Origin of the sequence: Cohnella nanjingensis (assembly GCF_014212125.1) — a bacterium.
Lineage (GTDB): Bacteria > Bacillota > Bacilli > Paenibacillales > Paenibacillaceae > Cohnella > Cohnella nanjingensis.
In genome coordinates this window covers 40,697-59,921 of sequence record NZ_JACJVP010000058.1, presented here as the reverse complement: position 1 = coordinate 59,921, position 19,225 = coordinate 40,697, and the positions used below count along the sequence as shown (strand labels likewise).

Here is a 19,225-nt window from a genome sequence, read left to right as displayed (position 1 = left end):
CGGGGTTTAGGAGGCTTGTGCAGAGCGAGATAGCTGGGAAAATCGACTATCGCGGGGATTCGGAGGCTTGTGTAGAGCGAGAGACGGCCTTCCCGTTTCTCCCCTCTTAGCCTGCCCGGTGACAAATGAAGCGAATCGCCCGTGCATGACAGAAGGAGCGGCCCCGCGGGGACGCTCCTTCTAGCGTTTGCTTGCGCTTGATGAGTCTCTGCTGCATTATGATGCTGCACGCTTGCGCTTTTTTGTTTCGCAGCGCCGTTAGACCGCGCTTCTCCGTCCGCGCGTCAGCAGGATCAGACCGATGATGAGCACGAAGGCTCCTATGCCGCCGAAGGAGAAGACGACCTCGGTGGCCACTTTGGCGATCCATAGAATAATAGCGACGACGATGGCGAGAATGCCGATAATCAGTACCATGAGTATCCCTCCGTCATGTTGTGATAAGTTCTATTACCCGCATTGCGGAAAATTGAACGAGGTGTGCGTTTTGCCGGGTTTTCGCACCGGCCGCAAGTTGATAGAATGAGAGGGCAATGATACGAGATCATGGAGGTCTAAACGGCATGATGAACCACCGCGCAGACATCGTACATATCCGAGGCACTCTTGCGAATACGATTCGAAAGCTGAAAGAAGGAGCGCTCACCGTCGGTTTTATCGGCGGATCGATCACGGATGCCCGTCCGGGACACAATTGGCCGGAGCCGGTGAACCGCTGGCTCGTGGAGAGTTATCCGGACGTGCGACTCTCCGTCGAGAATGCAGGTATCGGTGCTACGGGGAGCGACCTCGCCGCCTTCCGTGCCCAGCGGGATTTGATCGATACGGGGTGCGACCTCGTGTTCGTCGAGTTCGCCGTGAACGACTACGGCACGCCGACGAATCGGCGCAACCGGACGCGGGAAGGCTTGCTGCGGCAATTGCTCGCCGATGGCCGGCGCGACGTCGTACTGGTCTATACGTACAACCAACCGATGTACGAGGCCATGATGGCGGACGGCGTGCCGGACAGCATCGCGGAATTCGAGACGCTGGGCGAGCATTATGGTCTGAGCTCCGTCTGGATGGGCAAGCACGCGCTGGAGGAAGTGAAGCTGGGCCGCCTGCGTTGGGAGGAATGGCTGCCGGACGGCCTGCATCCGACCGAGCGCGGCAGCTTGAGCTACGGCCAGAGCATCATCGGATTTCTGGAGGAAGCGCTACGGGCGGATTCGGTTGCCGAAGCGGCCGAGCGCCCATTGCCAGCAGCGCTGCACGAGAATCATTGGCAGCATGCCCGGTTCGTACCTTTCGAGGAAGTGCGAACCGAAGGGCCGTGGTCGATCCGTCGATGGGTGACGCTGCACTGGATCGACAGAGCGCTCTCCACGTCCGCCATAGGCGCGAAGCTGCGCTTTGCCTTCGAAGGCCGCGGCTTGGCGCTGGGATTCGACTTCGGCAAGCTGTCCGCCGAATACCGTTATCGGATCGACGGCGGCGAATGGGTGAGCAGCGTCCGGGAACGGCCCGAATGGTGCGGGCCGCACGGGTGGCTCAAGATGGAGACGCTTACCGAAGACTTGCCTGAAGGCCGGCATGAAGTGGAGTTGGAGGTCATCCACGGCAACGCGCCGGACTGCGCGGGAACGCGGTTCGACCTGGCCTTCATCGGCATCCTTTGATCGTCGCGGCGAAGGAGTCGTTGCGCGGCGCCGCATGAGTGCTGTACGAAAAGGGTCGTGGGATTTGTTTACAGGGCCCAGATATAGCGAATAGGCAGATACGCAAAGTGACGTACTGGGTACGACACTTCGGCCTAGAAGCGGCGAAGAAGCGCAAAGTGACGTACTGGGTACGACACTTTGACCCAGAAGCAGCGAAGATTCGCAAAGTGACGTACTGGGTACGACACTTTGGCCCAGAAGCAGCGAAATTACGCAAAGTGACGTACTGGGTACGACACTTTGGCCCGGAAGCGGCGAAGACTCGCAAAGTGACGTACTGGGTACGACACTTTGACCCAGAAGCGGCGAAGACTCGCAAAGTGACGTACTGGGTACGACACTTCGGCCCAGAAGCGGCGAAATTACGCAAAGTGACGTACTGGGTACGACACTTTGACCCAGAAGCAGCGAAGATACGCAAAGTGACGTACTGGGTACGACAGGGGCGGTTGGCGAGTTTGAGCGGCGAATGTGAGGAAATCATTTACCCACATTGGCGGTCGGCGAGTTGAAGCGGCGAATGTGCGGAAATCATTTACCTACATGGGCAGTCGCCGAGCTGGAGCCGTGAATGTGAGGAAATCATTTACCCACATTGGCGGTCGGCGAGTTGAAGCGGCGAATGTGCGGAAATCATTTACCTACATGGGCGGTCGGCAAGCTGAGCGGTGAATGTGCGGAAATCATTTACCTACATGGGCGGTCGGCAAGCTGAAGTGGCGAATGTGCGGAAATATTTTACCTACATGGGCGGTTGGCGGGTTGGAGCGGCAATGATCCAAATTTGGACGTGACGCTGGCGAAAACGCATCAAGGGACTGTCCCTACGGGCCTAATCGGCCTTCGGAGACAGTCCCTTTTTTTCGCATGCCTACACGATGAACTGGATCATGCGATGCCCGGTCACGTCCACCGACACGGAAGCGTAGCCCGCTTCGTCTACGTGATGGGGCACGAGGGCCAGATCGGGCAGCATGCGCACTTCCCGGACCGCCCGGTCCAACTTCACCCGCACCGATACGTCGCGCAGCGTCGGAATGTCCTCGATCACCTGCGTATCGCCGCGCAGGATCGGGACGGCATACAGCAGATGCAGCACGTAGGCGTCGCCGTTCGGACCGGGCAGACGCGTCAGGTTCGCCTTGCCGGCGGACGGCAGGTCGGTGAGGAGCGTCGGGTTCGGCAGCAGCCGCCGGAGACAGGCCAGGAACAAGTCGCGGTAGAGCCGGACGCCGTGCTTCCGGTAGGCGCGGAACAACGGCTGCGCGAAGTAGACCGCGTTCCCGTGCCGAATGACGGCGGGGTGCCCCGTCGGTTCCGCGGCGGGCGCGTGAAGATGGGAGCAGAAGTGCCCGTTCGTGCGGTTGAAGTACGGTCGCCAGGTGCTCGCCCAGATTTCCGCGTCCGCCGATCGGGGTTCGATCCGCCGGCCGGGCTCGTAGTTCAGGAACGGCGACGCGACGAGCCCGCCTTCGCCTGCCAAGTCCTCGGCCGCCTGGGTGTAGTCGATCTCCCATTCGGAGCGGCCCAGGTAATCGGCGCCGACGTCCAGCGCGAACGTCTCCTCGTCCTGCCGCAGCCCGCTCTCCGCGCTGAGCATGATCTTGCCCCCCGCGCCGAGATAGTCTTCCAGCTTGCGCCTCAGCGCGTCGTTCACCCGGATGGCATCCGGCAGAATCAGCACGCGGTACTTGGAGAAGTCCATGCTATCGTCAATGATATCGAACAGCTGATGACTCTCCTCCAGCATCATATAGGCGCCCATGTCGCTGTCCCGGACTTCGCCGGAACCTGTCCAGGCCGCTGCGGACAGGATGGCGATATCCGCCACGGCCGCGGTATCGGCGCACCAGGGTTCCTTGTCCGCGATGCCTTCGAACGCTTCCCCGATCGCCGCATACGTAGAGGCGTCCATCCGACCGCTCGGATGAAGCTGGTCGCCGATACAGATCCGGGCGCCGAAGGCGAGCATCTGCTCGCATTCGAACTTCAGCGCCGTCGCGCTCTTGAAGCCGCCGAACTCTCCCCACGACTTGTGGAATTTGCCCGTCATGCCCAGATAACGGAAGTCCAGGTTGCGGATGTACCGCGCCATGCTCGTGAAGTAATCGTAACCCCATCCGCCGCTCGGCAGCGATTCGATATCGTAGTGCGAGTAGTAGGGATAGGCGGACTTGTCCCCCATCCGTTCCGTACAGCAATTGTGGTACAGCCGCGTCTTCGGGTTCAGCGACCAGATCAGCTCGGAAGTGCGCTGCAGGTAGCGGAGGTACACCTGCTGAGCCAACCGGCGATGATGCTCGTGATTCCCTGCTTCGAGCCCCATCTCGGCCAAGCTGCGGAGGCAGTATTCGCAAGCGCACGGGTATTCGCCCACGATATCGTAGAAGATGCCGACCGGATCGAATCGCTCGATCACCTCGCGGGTGTAGTCCACGATGTAGTCCAGATAAGGCGTATTGAGACACATCATGTGCCAGCCGTCGAAGCCGGTGGTCCGGGGCGCCGCCGGGTCGTCCGAAGGGGGGCCGTAGCGGCCCATGCCGGCCGGAGCGACCGCGACCCATTCGGGATGCTCGCGGGCGGAGCGCTCGTTGAAGCCGACGGTGATATAGACCGGGGCTTCGATGTCGTGGCGCTTGCACGCGTCCAGCATGCGGGGAAGCAGATTGGTCGCCAGGTGTGGATGAGGCGCGCCGACCCGGGTGTCGAAGTAGCTCCAGCCGTGATGGCACATGGCGAAGACGTTCACGGTGTCGACGTTCGCCCGGCGCAGGCTGCCGATGAAGTCGTCCTCCGCGAAATCGGCGCCGACGCCTTCGATATGTTCGGAAGTGTGGAAGTCGAGATGTACTTGTCTGAAACGGATCGGATCGAAATCGCGCATCGGGGCACGCTCCTTTGGGGTGAGGAATGCCCCCATTGTAGCAAGCCGGCGCGCGCCTGTATTTGTACGATCGTGGCAGGGTTGCACGATTCTCTACTCTTCTTGGCGGTAGCCTTCCCGGGCCCGCCGGCGGTAGGCGGCCGGCGATTCGCCGAAGTGCTTGGCGAATACGCGGGAGAAGTAGTGGAGCGAGCCGAAGCCGAGCGAATCCGAGACCGCGGTCACGGTGTCGTTCGTCTCCCGGAGCCGTTTCTTGGCGAGGTCGAGCTTGCGGAGCGTTGCGTATGCGTTCGGGCTCATCCCCGTCTCCTCCGCGAACAGGCGGTGAAAATAGGAGGGACTCATCTCGAACCGCGCAGCCAAGTCCGCGACGGAAAAAGGGCGGTCCGGGTGTTCCTCGATCAGGCGGACGACGGCGCGCATCCTGCGGTCGCCGGCGGGCGCGGGATTGCGGCGGAGCTGCTGGGCGAGTCCGGCGACGAACAGCTCGAACCAGGCGCGCCGCAGCAGCTCTCCCTCCGGCCGAGGATTCTCCATCTCGTCGATGACGGTTAGGTAGGCCTGCATCCACTTGCTTCGCTTGGGCGCGCGGATGCGCTCGGGGAGCTCGGGTCCGTCCTCGAACCGGATGCGGGGCGAGCATTCCGCGAGCGGGAAGGGCTGGTCGCCGAAGCGGAACAGCGTCATGTCGCCTTCGCGCGGGAGAGACGGCAGCCAGTCGAAATAGACGGAAGCGTGCACCATCGGCGGCGACGCCGAACGGAACCGGTGGGCGACGCCCGGCGGGATGTAGAACAGGTCTTCGCCGGCGCAGGGGTAAGGGGTGCCGCCGATCGTCAGCGTGCCGCTGCCTTGATAGACGTAGAGAAAGGTATGAACGAGCGACAGGCGCGGACCGATCCGCTCCTGGGCGCGAAAAGGATAATAATCGGCCCGGTAGACCCGGGGAATCGCGTCCGACAGGCGGATGCGTTGAATGGGAGGGTTCATGGACGCTGCTTCGCTCCTTCGGCGGAAGATGGGGCAACGCGGGCGCGGGAATGTATCGGCCTCAGCGCTGGCGGTACGCGCGGGGCGTCAGCCCGGTTTTTTTCTTGAACAGGTCCGTGAAGTAGCCCTTGTCCTGGTAGCCGACGGCTTCGGCGACCTGCTGCACCGTCATCCGCGTCGACCGCAGCAGCTCGCAGCCGCGTTCGATGCGCAGGTTCTGCACGTACTGGGTAAAAGTAAAACCGGTGGCCTTCGGAAACAACCGGTGCAGCTGGCGTTCGCTCAGCTGTGCCGCCGCGGCGGCTTGGGCGGCGGTGACGGAGGAGCCGGCGGCGCCGTGAATGAAGTCGAGCGCGACCGCCAGCGCGCCGGGCGACGGCTGTGAAGCGCCGCCCGTCTCCGTGGCGGCAAGCTGCCGCTCCAGTTCCGTCAGGAGCACGATGAACGAGGCGTAGATCCGCGGGACGAACCCGGTCCGGCGGCCGAGGAACTCCAGGTAGGCGCCCGCGAAGAACGTCCGGAAGATGCCTGACGCGTCCCTCAGCCGTCGCCACTCCGGCCGGTCGCCGGCAGGGAGGAGATCGAGCTGGCGCATCGCCGCCCCCAGGCCGTCCAGTCCCGGAAAGCCCCGCAGCGCGTCCGCCATCCGCTCGGCGTCGAAGAGGAAGTTGTACACCACCAGCGGGTATCTTCGGTCTGTCGAACGGGGGCGGAAGACGTGGGAGGCCCCGAGCGGCAGGACGAACAGATCGCCCTGCGTCACGGACAGCGTCTCGTCTCCGATATAGTGAAAGCCGTGGCCCTCGAAGACGTAGCAGATCTCCGTGAATTCGTGCGTATGAAGCTGCAGCGAATACGACTCCGACACTTGGTTGATATAGAAGGGCAGCTCCTCGCCGAGAAACAGGCGGGCGGGGGTCACCTCGACCGAGCGCTTGATCATCCGATGAAGGCCTCCTCTCTATTGTCAGCATACCCCTCCATATTGGCAGGATCAACCCTTTTCTAACGATATGGAAGGGGTAGAATGAGAGAGATATCAAATCCATAGCGAACAAAGGTGGAGCGAGATGACCAGCAGAGATTGGCAGGCTTCCTGGATCTGGGGCGGCGCGGAAGACAGTCCGCGGAACGAATGGCGGTGCTTCCGGCGCGCGTTCGACGTCCCGGCGGACGTCGATCGATCCGCGCGTCTGCATATCAGCGCGGATTCGAGATACGTGCTGTACGTCAACGGGACGCAGGTCGGCCGCGGGCCGGTGAGGTCCTGGCCGAAGGAGCAATTCTACGATACCTACGAGATCGGACATCTGCTGCGGCCGGGCGGGGCGAATACGATCGCGGCGCTCGTCCTGCACTTCGGCGTCTCCAACTTCTATTATATTCGGGGACGCGGCGGGCTGCTGGCCGAAGCGGAGGCGAACGGACGGGTGCTGGCCGCGACGGACGGCGAGTGGACGACGGAGCGGCTGGGCGGACAGCAGGCGGGGTCGCCTCGCATGGCCTGCCAGCAAGGGTTCGCCGAAGTCATCGATGCGCGCGCCGGAGACGATCGGTGGATCGAACCCGGCTTCGACGACGGCCATTGGGCGAAGGCGCGAACGATCGGAGCGGCGGGGACGGCGCCCTGGCTTACGCTCGTGCCGCGGGATATTCCTTTCCTGACGGAGGAGAAGTTCTACCCGGCATCCGTGATGTCGCTGCACCGGGTCCAGGCGCCCGCGTTCGTCGCCGCGCTGGACCTGCGCAACCAGATGGTGCCGGAGAGTGCGAATCATGCCAATCCGATTGCCTACTGCGGTTACTTGGCGACGGAACTGGTACTGGAACGGGACGGGGACGTGACGATCGGATTTCCGGGCGGCCGGATGAACCGACTGCTGGTCGACGGCGTGCCGTACGAGACGTGGCGCGGGGAGCAGCCGGAGCGCTACTACGATCTGAAGCTAAGCGCGGGCGGGCATCTCGTGCTCGTCGACGTCACGGTCGGCGATCACGGCGGGAGCTTCCATATCGGCGTGGACGGCGACGTGCCGTTCGCGCTCCGCGCCCCGATCGGAGAGGCGGGAGAGACGGCGGCGCCGTTCGTCACCGTCGGTCCGTTCGATCATTCCGAGTGGATCGACCATCGGCCGGGCCACCGCGAGATGCGCAAGGATCATCCCGACTATGAGTCGCTCCGGACTTGCGCGTCGTCGGCGGAGCTCGCGGCCTACCGGTCGTGGATCCGCCCGGTGGATCCTTCGATGTACACGGAGGACGACGTCTTCGGCGCCAGCGTCTGGCGGACGGTCGCGGAGCGCCGGTCGGTGCCGCTCTCGCTCCAGAACGCCGTGCTCCCCGTGCCGGAACCGGCGGCGCTGCCGGGGTTCGCGGACGGAGACGTCGAGCTCGTCATCGATCTGGGACGGGAGCGATCGGGCTTCGTCGGCTTCGAGATCGAAGCGCCGGCCGGCACGATCGTGGACGGTTACGGGGTCGAATACGTGCGCGACGAATATATTCAGCATACCTACGGACTCGACAATACGTTCCGGTACGTCTGCCGGGCGGGCAGGCAGCGCTATCTGTCGCCGGTCCGGCGCGGATTCCGCTATCTCATCCTGACGATCCGGGGCGAGACGGAGCGGGTGAAGCTGCACGAAGTCTACTTGAACCAGAGCACGTACCCGGTCGCGGAGATCGGCCGATTCCGCTGCTCGGACGCCCAGCTGAACGAGATCTGGGAGATGAGCAAGCATACGACCCGGCTCTGCATGGAGGACACCTTCGTGGACTGTCCCGCCTACGAACAGGTCTTCTGGGTGGGCGACAGCCGCAACGAAGCGCTGGTCAACTATTACGTTTTCGGCGCGACCGACATCGTGAAGCGCTGCCTGAATCTCGTGCCGGGCTCGGCCGACATGACGCCGCTCTACGTGGATCAGGTACCGAGCGCCTGGAGCAGCGTCATCCCGAACTGGACGTTCTTCTGGATCATTGCCTGCGAGGAATACGCGGCGCACACCGGCGACCGGGCGTTCGCGCGGTCGATCTGGCCGGCGGTCCGCCATACGCTGGACCATTATCTGCAGCATCTGGACGATTCGGGCCTGCTCTTCATCCGAGGGTGGAATCTGCTGGACTGGGCGCCGATCGACCAGCCGGGCGACGGCATCGTGACGCACCAGAATCTGTTCTTGGTCAAAGCCCTGCGCCAGGCGGCGCGCCTGGCGCAAGCGGCCGGCGCAGACGCAGAAGCGCCCCGTTACGAGGAACGGGCGGACGCATTGGCCCGGGCGATCAACGCGAAGCTGTGGGACGAGGCGCGAAGCGCGTACCTGGATTGCATTCACGCGGACGGCCGCCGTTCGAGCGTCTTCAGCATGCAGACCCAAGTCGTCGCTTACTTGTGCGACGTGGCCGAGGGGGAGCGCCGCTCCGCGATGGAGGACTATCTCCTCTCGCCGCCGCCCGCGTTCGTCCAGATCGGCAGCCCGTTCATGTCGTTCTTCTATTACGAAGCGCTGGAGAAATCGGGCAACCATCGGCATCTGCTGGACGATATCCGCAAGCACTACGGCTTGATGCTGGACCACGGCGCGACGACGTGCTGGGAGATGTACCCGAACTTCGACGAGAACCGGGCCAATCCGAACCAATTGACGCGCAGCCACTGCCACGCCTGGTCCGCGGCGCCGGGCTACTTCCTCGGTGCGAGCATCCTCGGCGTCAAGCGGTCGGACGCGGGCTGGCAGTCCGTCGAGATCGCCCCTCAGCCGAGCGGCCTGACGTGGGCGGAAGGCGCCGTTCCGCTGCCGGAAGGCGGTCACGTCGCCGTCCGATGGCGGCTGGAGGAAGGGCGGCTCAACCTGCGCGTCGAAGCGCCGTCGGACGTCAGGGTGGACGTTCGACTGCCCGAAGGCATGGAAGGAGACGTCGAGCGCGTGACGTTCGAGCGGCTCTGGGATTGAGGCGATAGAATCATAAGATAGAAGCCCGCGCGGCCGCCTCTGGGGCGATTCAGCGCGGGCTTTTCATGTTCGCTCTCCACTCTTGACGGCAGCGGGATATGGAATTTATTTCTTGGAACCATCCCCATCCCCTCCGTCCCCCGCTATGTCTAAAGACCGATCCGGAGCCGGGGAAATCCCTGGTCCTAGGCGTCTAGACCGGTTTGACAAAGTCGGAAGGGATAGCCTATTCTATATGAAAATTTTACGAGAGGGGGACGGATGCGCCGGTTGCGGTCAGTAGACGGCCGTATGCAACGACGGATAGAGAGGCGGATGATCGAAACTGATATTCAAATGGAAGACCGGAGCGCTGCGGACGATGGCGGCGATCCTCCTGCTGACGGGCGTCGCGTCCTGGCCGAAGGCGCACGCGGAGCCCTTGGTCAACTTGGCGGCAGGCAAGCCTGCAACGTCGGGCTATGCGGGATTCGCTGGCGGCGGCGCCCTCACGAACGGCGTGAAGAGCAGCGCCGGCTATGCGAGCGTATCGAGCGGACTGCAGTGGGTGCAGATCGACTTGGGCAAGCGCTACGACGTCAACAAGGTGAAGTTCTGGCATTATTTTGCGGATGGAAGAACCTATCGGGACGTCATCGTGCAGCTATCCGACGACCCGAGCTTTCGGAGCGGCGTGACGACCGTATTCAACAACGACCGGGACAACAGCGCGGGCTTCGGTCAAGGGAAGGACATGCAGTACGCGGAGACGGAGGCGGGCATGCGCGTGCGCTTCCCGACCGTCGGCGCCCGCTATGTCCGGCTCTATGCGGGCGGGAGCAGCGCGAATCGATACAATCACTATGTCGAGATCGAGGTATGGGGCACGGCGAGCTCGGGCAAGCCGGAGGGCGGCGGACCGCAGGCGAAGCGGGCGATGTTCGACGACTTCAGCTACGCGGACGCCCGGGACGCGAAGCTCGGCCAGCACGGCTGGACGCTGCGCGGCTATGCGGGCGGACCGGGGCCGAAGGGAACGTCGTGGGCGCCGGAGCAGGTGACGTTCGTGAACGATCCGGCGAACGCGGGCAACCGGCTGGCGCGGCTCCAGGCAAGCACGGACGGGACGGGCAAGGGGACGCGCCAAGCGGAGATCTTCACGGCCGCGACGAAGTATCGGGAGGGCACGTACGCCGCCCGGGTACGATTCACCGACGCCCCGGTATCCGGACCGGACGGGGACGGCATCGTCCAGACGTTCTTCACCATCTCCCCGATGGCGCGCGACGACGATCCGAAGTACAGCGAGCTGGACTTCGAGCTGCTGCCGAACGGCGGATGGGGCGTCGCGAAGCCCGCGCTCTGGCACACGTCCTGGTATACGTACCGCAACGAGCCCTGGCGCCAGGATACGGCCCAGGACCACCATCCTGGCAGCTATGCGGGTTGGCATGAGCTGGTCATGACGGTCGCGGACAAGCAGATCGTCTACTACCTGGACGGCAAGCGGCTCTCCGCGCACGGAGGCAAGTATTATCCCAGGCAGGACATGGCGATCCACTTCAACCTCTGGTTCCTGCCGGACGGACTGCTGGACACGGCGAAGAAGCGGTCGTACGTCATGGACGTGGATTGGGTCTATCACGCGCAAGATGCGGCGCTGACGCCCGCCCAGGTGGAGGCGGCCGTCCGACAGTACCGGGCCGACCGCGTGACGTTCGTCGACGACGTGACGGCCAAGAAGTAGCGGCTGCGACGGCGCCGGTGGGGCCAAAAGCCGTCCGGTGCGCGCGTTCGCTCCGAACCGTCAAAAAGGGCGTGCCGGGCAAGGTCACCAAGACCTTGCCGGCACGCCCTTCGCGCGTCTAGATGCGGTTATTGCTGATTCGGGATGGCGACGTCCGGGTTCGCCTCCGCTTCATAGTCGATGCCGCTCGTTTCGAAGCCGAACAGCTGGAAGAACTCGCGGCGGTACCCTTCGAGGTCGGACAGCTCATAGACGTTCTCCGTCGTCAGCTCCGCCCACAGCCTCGCGACTTCGGCTTGAATCTCCGGGCGCATCTCCCAATCGTCGATCCGGATGCGTCCCTTCTCGTCGACCGCGGCCGGCGAAGCGCCGTACAGGCGCTCGGAGAAGAGGCGGTACATCTGCTCGATGCAGCCCTCGTGCAGCCCGCGCTCTTTCATCACCTTGTAGAGCACGGAGATGTACAGCGGCACGACCGGGATCGCGGAGCTCGACTGGGTGACGAGCGCCTTGTTCACGGAGACGAACGCGCGGCCGCCGGTGGCGGAGAGCTGCTCGTTCAGGCGCAGACCCGTCGCTTCGAGGTCTTCCTTCGCGCGTCCGATCGTCCCTTCGCGGTAGACGGCGTGCGTAATCTCCGGTCCGATGTACGTGTAGGCGACCGTCGTGGCGCCCGCGGCCAACGCGCCGGCATCCTGCAGCGCGTCGATCCACATCTGCCAGTCTTCGCCGCCCATGACGGCGACCGTCTGCCGAACCTCGTCCTCGGTGGCGGGCTCGATCGAAGCGGTCGTCACTTCGCCGGTGTGGAAGTTGACCGTCTTGTTCGAGTACGTGTCGCCGAGCGGCTTGATGACCGAAGAGAACGTCTCGCCCGTCTTCGGATGCGTGCGGCGCGGCGAAGCCACGCTGTACACGACGAGATCGACGGCGCCGAACTCGCGCTTGATCAGCCCGATCGTCTTCGTCTTGATCTCGTCGGAGAACGCGTCGCCGACGATGCTGAACGACTTGCGCCCGGCATCCCGGGCGGCCTGCTCGAACGCCGCCGAGTTGTACCAGCCGGCCGAAGCGGTGCGCGCGCCTTCGGCGGCCTTGTCGAAGTAGACGCCGATCGTATTCGCGCTAGATGCGAACGAGGCGACGACGCGCGAGGCGAGACCGTAGCCGGTCGACGCGCCGATGACGAGCACGTTGCGGGGGCCTTCGATGGCCGGTTGCGATTGGACATATTCCACTTGCCGCTGCACTTGGCTGGCGCATCCGTCCGGATGCGCGGTCGTGCAGATGAAGCCGCGCGTTTTCGGTTGAATGATCATATTCGAATTATCCTTTTCCATGAATAATGTAGCGCCGCCCTTGCGGACAACCCTCTCTCATTGTACCTAATTTGGGCCCCGTTAGGGAAGAAGGCTTGCAAAATTCGGAAGCGGAACCGCTATCCGCGCGGCAGCGGCGATCGGCCCGTCCGGCCCGCGTTCGGCGGATGCCCGTAGCGCCGCTTGAACATCTTCTCGAAGTGCGCGAGCGTATTGAACCCGGAGACGAAGCAGATCTCGGACACCGGCAGCGCCGACGCCCGCAGCAGCGCCCGCGCGTACTGCAGCCGCAGATTCAGCAGATACTGCTGGAACGTCGTGCCGGTCGTCAGGCGGAATCGCTCGCTGAAGTAATGGGAGGACAGGCCGGATTGGCGAGCGGCGTCCTCCAGCGCGATCGGCTCCCGGAAGTGATGCTGAATGTAGAGCAGGGCGTTCTGGATGTTCACGGGATGCCGGTCGGGGATACCGGCTTCCGCGCGGGAGCTTCCGCCGTCCTGCGCGTTCCGATACAGCGCGACCAGGATCCGGTCGAGCGCGCCGCGGAACAGGAGACGCGAGCCGACATCCGGCTCGGCCGCGCGCGCTTCGGCTTCGATCAGGGCGAACGCTTCGGCGATCGCGGGAGACGCCGTTCCGTCCAGCTCCGCGAGCCGGGGACAATCCGGCGCCAGGAGCAGCCCGCGAAGCTCCGCGTCCATGCACTCTTCCCGGTAGATGAGATTGTAGATCTCGAGCTGCCGGCCGGGGAGCGGGCGGATCTCGTGGAAGTCCGCGGGCGTGAGCAGGAATAAGGTGCCCGCGCGCACCGGGATGTCCTTGCCGTTGACCGTGTTGACGCCTTCGCCGGATAGGACGAAGGTGAGCTCGTAGAATTCGTGCCAATGCAGCGAGACGTGGCCGTGCAGCGTCTGGCGGAACAGGCAATGGGACGCGTCGGTCATGAATTGGTCGATCGTCAGTCGATCCGGGTAGCCCCGATCGGTCGGCATGGGCGCACCTCCTTGGAAGCTCTTCTGCGATTGTAGCGCATTTCGGCGAAGACCGGAAGATAAGCGTACTATTTCAGAATAGAATGGAAGCGCGTGCAGGGAAGAGCATCTACAATAAGGGCAAGAGATAACCAATCCACCTATGCCAGAAGGGATGAATGACCATGAACGCTCCCGTACTCACGCCGGAACAAACGCAATATTACCGCGAACAAGGCTATCTGCTCCACAAGAAGCCGCTGTTCAGTCCCGAGAAGATGAGCGCGCTGACGGGCATCTTCGAAGAGCAGCTCGCGCTCAAAGGATCGAAGCTGTCGGATGAGCTGGACACCCCGCACTTCCGCGACGAGCGCCTGCTCGATTACTTGCTGAGCGACGAGGTGCTCGATCTGGTCGAGCCGATCATCGGGCCGAATATCGGACTGTGGTCGAGCCACTTCATCTGCAAAGACCCTTACGTGGGCCGCGCGACGCCGTGGCACGAGGACTCGGCCTATTGGAACGGCCGGCTGAGCGCCTTCGACAAGATCGTCACCGTCTGGCTCGCCATCGACCGCAGCTGGAAGGAGAACGGCTGCATGCGCGTCATTCCCGGCACGCACGACAACGGCTTCTCCGACTACGAGGATATCGACAACCGCACGAACCTGTTCGCCACGCAGATCAAGAACGTGGACGAGAGCCAAGCCGTGTACTTCGAGCTGGAGCCGGGCGAATGCTCGCTGCACGACTCCCGCATCATTCACGGCGCCGCCGCCAACAAGAGTCCTTACCGCCGCTGCGGGTACACGATGCGGTACTTCTCGACCGAAGCGCTGGTCATCCCGGAGAAGAATCCGGGCTTCAAGGTCTGGCTCGCGCGGGGCAAAAACGTCGCGGGGAGCGCATTCGTCAACGCATGACTTGTACGTTCGGGAGGACTGCCGGTTATCGCCGGCGGTCCTTTCTTTGTCTTGGCGCGGCCGGCGGTCCGCCAGGCGTAAATCCTACCATGGTAGGCGTAAACGCTACATTGAGAAGGGAGCTGCGAATACGGACAATGAGGATGTATCCGCATTCATCCTCAATCCCAAAGGAGCGGTTCCCATGAGCCAGAGCGTAAACGCAGACGAGCCCAAAGCGTTAGAGATTACCGCGGCGCAGCTTCAAGATTACGAGCGGCAGGGGTATATCATCTTGCGCGATCTCTTCTCCGCCGAGGAGATGGACCGGATTCGCGCGATCGTCGACGCCCTCGACGAAGAGGCGGAGCAAGAGCTGCTCGCCCAAGCGCGAAAGGGCGACTTCATCAGCGCGGCGGGCACCATCAATTTCACGACCAATATCAACTTCCGCCATCCCGCGCTTCAGCGCTTCATCGCCGACCCGCGCTTCGTCGATCTGACGACGGCCATTCTCGGACCGGACACGAAGCTGTACTGGGACCAGTCGGTCTACAAGCGTCCCGAAGCGAGCCGCGATTTTCCGTGGCATCAAGACAACGGCTACGCGCCGACCGATCCCGTCCACTATCTCACCTGCTGGCTGGCCTTGGAGGACGCGACGCTCGAGAACGGCTGCATCTGGGTGCAGCCCGGGACGCACCGCAAGGGCTTCGTGCCGCACATCAAGACGGACATCGGCTACATCTGCTACTACGGCGAAGAAGAAGGCGTTCCGGTCGAATTGAAGAAAGGCAGCATGGTCGCCTTCCACTCCTTGCTCTTCCACCGCAGCACGCCGAACCGCAGCAAGACGGACACGCGCAAAGGCTACGTCATCCAGTATTCGGTAGACGGCATGCGCAACCCCGACACGGGCAGCGTATACCGCAACGGTCCGTTGATCGCGCGGGACGGCCGCTCCGCCTATACGGGCTTCGTGGCCCGAGAGGATTGCTGAACGGCCGCGATGAGCGACACGCCTTTGCGGATTGCCTGCTGCATCCGCAATCTGACTCAGCATCAATACGGCGCCGAGCTGAACGCGCTGGCGGCGGAGGGCGTGCGGATCGACTTGACGCGATGCCTGTCCCAGTGCGTCGGCTGCAGGACCCACCGCGCCTTCCAGGCGCACGGGAAGTGGCACGCCGTCGAGGCGGGCGAAGACTTCAAGCTGGCGGTGTACGCTTGCGCGCCGGAGCGCGAACCGGGCGGCGGGGCGGATGGCGGCACGCAGGAGGTCGGCAAGGGCTAGGCAAACGGGACGTTCGCCGGTAAAGTAGGAGGAACGGGAGGTGGGCGCCATGCCTGCGAAGCCGATGGATTGGATGCAAGGACCTTGGTCGGCCCGTCTGCACACCGTGCGCCAATCGAGCTACGAGCAGCTTCGCATCGAAGATCAGATGTATCCGAATTGGATCATCAGCTACGTGAAGGCGGGGCGCGTGACGACGGCCGGGACCGACGGCGGGCGGATCGCCGTACGCGCGGGAGACGTCATGCTGCATCCGCCGAATCTCCCTTTCTCGGAATACGCGGACGGCGCAGGGACGCATCTATGGATGCAGGCGGCCGTGCTCTGCTCGCACCAGTTCGACTTGTTCCGGCTGCTGCGGATCTCGCCGGTCGTGACGCTCTCCGACCCGATCCGCTTCGAGGCCGCGTTCGCCAAGCTGCTCGAGGCTTGGCGGCATCCGGCGGGGGCCTTCCGCGATCTGACGCTGACTTCGCTCGCGCTGCAGCTGACGGCGCAGATCCTGGAAGGCTGGGAGCGGGCGGGGCGTCCCGAACGCCCGGAGACGTCCCTGTCGACCGAGGACCGGTTCTCCCGCCTCGTCCACCAGATGTCGCTGCGGCTGCACGAGAAGCTGACGCGGGAGGAGCTCGGCAGCCTGGTCCGGCTCAGTCCGAACTATCTGGACAAGGCCTTCCGGCGTCAGTACGGGCTCACGCCGATGCAGATGCTGCGCGATCTGCGGCTCAGCCGCGCCCGGCAGCTTCTCGAGCGGTCCGAAGCGCCCCTCGAGTCGGTTGCGGAGCGATGCGGCTTCGCCGATGCGTCCTATCTGTGCAAGCAGTTCAAGAGGCAGTATGGCCTGCTGCCGGGCGAGTACCGCGAATCGGCGAGGAGCGCGCGGACCGAAGATATGTACGGCGGGCGCGGGGCCGGCCCCATGGACGGATGAGGGATCCAAGCGGATGAACAGATAAAGCGGTTGAACGGGTAGCCTTCCCGTTCAACCGCTTTATCTTCATACGAATCTTAGTAGCCGGCCCTCAAGATAATGACCAGCAAGACGAATATGACCAGCGCGAACGCCGCCCCTCCCATACCGTGACCGTAACCTGCTTCGCCGACGGGATAACCCATTTTTATCACCACCGCAGGCCTCGTTGTCGGGTGATCAGCCTAATCCTAATGTATGTGACGGATGCCCGGCGGCCTATGCAAGCGCCCATTTATCCGATTTTCCGCTAGCGCCCGCACCGTTCGGCGCGAATGCAGGGACGGAATTTTTTTGCAATTCCCTGAAGCGGTCATTATGATGGTTCTATTGAGATTCAGCGACCTGACTTGCCCGGAGGGAACCGCATTCATGCGACCATCAGCCAAGCTGCTTCGTTATGCCATCCTGTTCGTCGTCTATGCCGTTGCGATGGCCCTGTACGTTCGCTATACGTCGCCGAACAATGTCCCCGCCGCGTATCAGGGCACGCCGGCCGATCCAGCAACTTTCTTTACCCCGGGCCAGCTGCGGGACAGCGAGACGCTGAACGCGGCGAGGAACTGGATCTTTTTCCTAAGCGGCCCGTGGGAATGGCTAATCTACGGCATTCTGCTCCTCGGCGGCGCCGCGCGGCGCTGGAACGAAGCGCTGGAGCGCCGGCGGCTGCCGGCCGTCGTCCGTTTTCCCGTCTTCGTGCTGCTCGTGAATGCCGCTTCGTTCCTGCTCTATCTGCCGCTGCGGGTGCTCGGCTATGGCGTGTCGCGCAGTTATGGCATCTCGACGCAGCCGCTCTCCGGCTGGCTGAGAGACAAACTCGTCGACTTCGGCGTCGGCTACGCGACGTCGCTCGCGGTGACGGCCGTCGCCTTCTGGATCCTCTCCCGCCGCGGCCGTTGGTGGCTCAAGCTGTGGCTCATCTCCATCCCGTTCACGCTGTTCATGATGTATGTCCAGCCGGTCGTCATCGACCCGCTGTACAACAAATTCGCGCCTTTGTCGGACCCCAAGCTGGAGCAGCGCATTCTGGACCTGGCCGCCAAAGCGGACATCCCGGCGCATCGCGTCTACGAGGTCGAGATGTCCGCGAAGACGAACGCGATGAACGCGTACGTGAACGGTATCGGTTCCTCTCTGCGCATCGTGCTGTGGGATACGACGCTGCAGAAGCTGAGCGAGCCGGAGATTCTGCAGATCATGGCGCACGAGATGGGCCACTACGTGATGCACCACCTCGAATGGAGCGCCGCAGGGGCGGTCGGCTCGACCTTCGTCGCGCTCGCCGCCGGGGGGTGGCTGTACGAACGCATCGTCCGGCGAAAAGGGGCCGAATGGGGCATCCGCGGGCGGGCGGACTGGTCCGCGCTGCCCCTGATCCTTCTGCTGCTCTCGGTTCTGAGCTTCGCGTCGCTGCCGGTATCGAACGCGGTATCGCGGCAGGCCGAAGGCGCGGCGGACGACTACGCCCTCCGGCTGATCGGCAGCGCGGAAGGCGCGGTCACGATGCATCAGAAGCTGGCGATCGCCTCCCTGAGCGACGTCAACCCGCCGCTGCTCGTCCGTTGGTTCCGCGACACCCATCCGAGCGATATGGAAAGGATAGCCGATGCAGAGCGATATGCGCAGGGACCGTCCCGTTAGATTATATCTGCTGGCCGGGGTGAAGACGGCACCCCACTTCATGGAAGGGCTGCGCGAGGCGCTCGCCGCCAAGCTCGCGGACGCGGGATGCACCGTCCACTCGGAGCTGCTGTTTCCCTATGGGGACTGGTCGCGCAGCGCGGTCGCCCAACTGCGGGAGATGCGGCACGACCTGCAGCTGCGCTTCGGGCGTTACGAGCGGTCGATCGGCGGACGCCGCGCGCTCGAAGCGATGGAGACCCCTGCGCCTGCCGGACGGACGATCCTGATCGGCCACAGCGGCGGCGGGGTGGCGGCCGTGCACGCGGCGCAGCTGCGGCTGGCGAGGGATGGCGGCGAGCCGGACGCGGCGGTGATGATCGGATCGCCGCGCTGCCGCATCCCGGAGGCGCTCCGCGGCTCGGTGCTGTATCTGTACGCGGCGGGCAAGAGGTTGCGCCGAGATGCGGGCGCTGGGGCGCCGGTGACGGAGCGCGAGCAGGAGGGCGCGGGAGAGCCGGTGCGGGAGCGTGTAGGCGTGGAAGGGCTGAAGCGCGAAGGAGCGGGAGTGCCTGTGCATGAGCGTGAGACGCCGGGAGAGCCGGTGCGTGAGCATGAAGGAGCGCGAGAGGGCGTGAGGAAGCCGGCCGATCCGATCTGCCGGATCGGCAGCTTCGGCGGCTGGCGCGCGGCCGGCGCCTTTCGGGTCCCCGCGTGGCAGGCGGACAAGTATGCGCCCGCGGCCGTGCGCGGCGTGCCGATTCTGGGCGGCCACGCCGACTATTTTCGCCGCAGCGCGCCGTTCGTGAACGACGCGGGACAATCGAATCTGGAAATGACGCTCGCGGCGGTATGGCCATGGCTCGCAGAAAGGATGTTGAATTCTTGAA

16 protein-coding genes are annotated in these 19,225 nt (G+C 63.8%); 9 read left to right on the top strand and 7 right to left on the bottom strand.

Annotation, left to right across the window (positions count from 1 at the left end; translation table 11 throughout):
• Positions 1–258 precede the first annotated feature (258 nt).
• Positions 259–417 (bottom strand): hypothetical protein, encoded by a 159-nt coding sequence (locus tag H7C19_RS30245; RefSeq protein ID WP_185672825.1) that lies wholly within the window; start codon positions 415–417, stop codon positions 259–261.
• Positions 418–566: 149 nt separating this feature from the next.
• On the opposite strand from H7C19_RS30245, the gene H7C19_RS30240 reads away from it, so the two are divergent.
• On the top strand, positions 567–1,661 hold the full coding sequence (locus tag H7C19_RS30240; protein ID WP_221469563.1) for an SGNH/GDSL hydrolase family protein: 1,095 nt from the start codon (positions 567–569) through the stop codon (positions 1,659–1,661).
• 913 nt (positions 1,662–2,574) lie between these two features.
• Here the strand turns inward: H7C19_RS30240 and H7C19_RS30235 are convergent.
• The 3 genes from H7C19_RS30235 to H7C19_RS30225 form a co-directional block, all read right to left on the bottom strand.
• Positions 2,575–4,590, bottom strand: a complete 2,016-nt coding sequence (locus H7C19_RS30235; protein WP_185672823.1) for an alpha-amylase family protein — start codon at positions 4,588–4,590, stop codon at positions 2,575–2,577.
• 93 nt (positions 4,591–4,683) lie between these two features.
• Complete coding sequence (locus H7C19_RS30230; RefSeq protein WP_185672822.1) at positions 4,684–5,580, bottom strand: AraC family transcriptional regulator; 897 nt, start codon at positions 5,578–5,580, stop codon at positions 4,684–4,686.
• Positions 5,581–5,641: 61 nt separating this feature from the next.
• A complete protein-coding gene (locus H7C19_RS30225; RefSeq protein WP_185672821.1) occupies positions 5,642–6,523 on the bottom strand; it encodes a helix-turn-helix domain-containing protein in 882 nt (293 codons plus the stop codon).
• A gap of 127 nt (positions 6,524–6,650) precedes the next feature.
• Here H7C19_RS30225 and H7C19_RS30220 point away from each other — a divergent pair, with 127 nt between their 5' ends.
• The gene (locus tag H7C19_RS30220) at positions 6,651–9,533 is read left to right on the top strand and encodes a family 78 glycoside hydrolase catalytic domain (protein WP_185672820.1); all 2,883 of its coding nucleotides are present in this window, start codon (positions 6,651–6,653) and stop codon (positions 9,531–9,533) included.
• 361 nt (positions 9,534–9,894) lie between these two features.
• A complete protein-coding gene (locus H7C19_RS30215) occupies positions 9,895–11,259 on the top strand; it encodes a discoidin domain-containing protein (protein WP_185672819.1) in 1,365 nt (454 codons plus the stop codon).
• 128 nt (positions 11,260–11,387) lie between these two features.
• Here the strand turns inward: H7C19_RS30215 and fabV are convergent, their stop codons facing one another.
• Both fabV and H7C19_RS30205 read right to left on the bottom strand, forming a co-directional pair.
• Positions 11,388–12,578 carry an enoyl-ACP reductase FabV gene (gene fabV, locus H7C19_RS30210; RefSeq protein WP_185672818.1) on the bottom strand — a complete coding sequence of 397 codons (1,191 nt, stop codon included), beginning with the start codon at positions 12,576–12,578 and terminating at the stop codon, positions 11,388–11,390.
• A gap of 119 nt (positions 12,579–12,697) precedes the next feature.
• The gene (locus tag H7C19_RS30205; RefSeq protein WP_185672817.1) at positions 12,698–13,570 is read right to left on the bottom strand and encodes a helix-turn-helix domain-containing protein; all 873 of its coding nucleotides are present in this window, start codon (positions 13,568–13,570) and stop codon (positions 12,698–12,700) included.
• A 164-nt stretch (positions 13,571–13,734) separates the two neighbouring features.
• On the opposite strand from H7C19_RS30205, the gene H7C19_RS30200 reads away from it, so the two are divergent.
• From H7C19_RS30200 to H7C19_RS30185, 4 genes are all read left to right on the top strand, one after another.
• Complete coding sequence (locus H7C19_RS30200; protein ID WP_185672816.1) at positions 13,735–14,472, top strand: phytanoyl-CoA dioxygenase family protein; 738 nt, start codon at positions 13,735–13,737, stop codon at positions 14,470–14,472.
• Positions 14,473–14,656: 184 nt separating this feature from the next.
• The gene (locus tag H7C19_RS30195; protein ID WP_185672815.1) at positions 14,657–15,451 is read left to right on the top strand and encodes a phytanoyl-CoA dioxygenase family protein; all 795 of its coding nucleotides are present in this window, start codon (positions 14,657–14,659) and stop codon (positions 15,449–15,451) included.
• A gap of 9 nt (positions 15,452–15,460) precedes the next feature.
• Positions 15,461–15,745, top strand: a complete 285-nt coding sequence (locus H7C19_RS30190) for a hypothetical protein (RefSeq protein ID WP_185672814.1) — start codon at positions 15,461–15,463, stop codon at positions 15,743–15,745.
• Positions 15,746–15,794: 49 nt separating this feature from the next.
• On the top strand, positions 15,795–16,676 hold the full coding sequence (locus tag H7C19_RS30185; protein ID WP_246470106.1) for a helix-turn-helix domain-containing protein: 882 nt from the start codon (positions 15,795–15,797) through the stop codon (positions 16,674–16,676).
• 77 nt (positions 16,677–16,753) lie between these two features.
• Here H7C19_RS30185 and H7C19_RS30180 read toward each other — a convergent pair whose 3' ends face one another.
• On the bottom strand, positions 16,754–16,861 hold the full coding sequence (locus H7C19_RS30180) for a sporulation protein YjcZ (protein WP_185672831.1): 108 nt from the start codon (positions 16,859–16,861) through the stop codon (positions 16,754–16,756).
• A 226-nt stretch (positions 16,862–17,087) separates the two neighbouring features.
• Between H7C19_RS30180 and H7C19_RS30175 the strand changes: the two genes are divergently transcribed.
• Entirely contained in the window at positions 17,088–18,356 is a 1,269-nt protein-coding gene (locus H7C19_RS30175) for a M48 family metallopeptidase (RefSeq protein WP_185672812.1), read from the top strand.
• Entirely contained in the window at positions 18,322–19,224 is a 903-nt protein-coding gene (locus tag H7C19_RS30170; RefSeq protein WP_185672811.1) for a hypothetical protein, read from the top strand. Before H7C19_RS30175 ends, H7C19_RS30170 begins: the two co-directional genes overlap by 35 nt.
• Position 19,225 lies beyond the last annotated feature (1 nt).

Coding starts and splice junctions, on each gene's coding strand:
- H7C19_RS30245 (WP_185672825.1), bottom strand. CDS start 417: ATGGTACTGATTATCGGCATTCTCGCCATCGTCGTCGCTATTATTCTA.
- H7C19_RS30240 (WP_221469563.1), top strand. CDS start 567: ATGAACCACCGCGCAGACATCGTACATATCCGAGGCACTCTTGCGAAT.
- H7C19_RS30235 (WP_185672823.1), bottom strand. CDS start 4,590: ATGCGCGATTTCGATCCGATCCGTTTCAGACAAGTACATCTCGACTTC.
- H7C19_RS30230 (WP_185672822.1), bottom strand. CDS start 5,580: ATGAACCCTCCCATTCAACGCATCCGCCTGTCGGACGCGATTCCCCGG.
- H7C19_RS30225 (WP_185672821.1), bottom strand. CDS start 6,523: ATGATCAAGCGCTCGGTCGAGGTGACCCCCGCCCGCCTGTTTCTCGGC.
- H7C19_RS30220 (WP_185672820.1), top strand. CDS start 6,651: ATGACCAGCAGAGATTGGCAGGCTTCCTGGATCTGGGGCGGCGCGGAA.
- H7C19_RS30215 (WP_185672819.1), top strand. CDS start 9,895: ATGGCGGCGATCCTCCTGCTGACGGGCGTCGCGTCCTGGCCGAAGGCG.
- fabV (WP_185672818.1), bottom strand. CDS start 12,578: ATGATCATTCAACCGAAAACGCGCGGCTTCATCTGCACGACCGCGCAT.
- H7C19_RS30205 (WP_185672817.1), bottom strand. CDS start 13,570: ATGCCGACCGATCGGGGCTACCCGGATCGACTGACGATCGACCAATTC.
- H7C19_RS30200 (WP_185672816.1), top strand. CDS start 13,735: ATGAACGCTCCCGTACTCACGCCGGAACAAACGCAATATTACCGCGAA.
- H7C19_RS30195 (WP_185672815.1), top strand. CDS start 14,657: ATGAGCCAGAGCGTAAACGCAGACGAGCCCAAAGCGTTAGAGATTACC.
- H7C19_RS30190 (WP_185672814.1), top strand. CDS start 15,461: ATGAGCGACACGCCTTTGCGGATTGCCTGCTGCATCCGCAATCTGACT.
- H7C19_RS30185 (WP_246470106.1), top strand. CDS start 15,795: ATGCCTGCGAAGCCGATGGATTGGATGCAAGGACCTTGGTCGGCCCGT.
- H7C19_RS30180 (WP_185672831.1), bottom strand. CDS start 16,861: ATGGGTTATCCCGTCGGCGAAGCAGGTTACGGTCACGGTATGGGAGGG.
- H7C19_RS30175 (WP_185672812.1), top strand. CDS start 17,088: ATGCGACCATCAGCCAAGCTGCTTCGTTATGCCATCCTGTTCGTCGTC.
- H7C19_RS30170 (WP_185672811.1), top strand. CDS start 18,322: ATGCAGAGCGATATGCGCAGGGACCGTCCCGTTAGATTATATCTGCTG.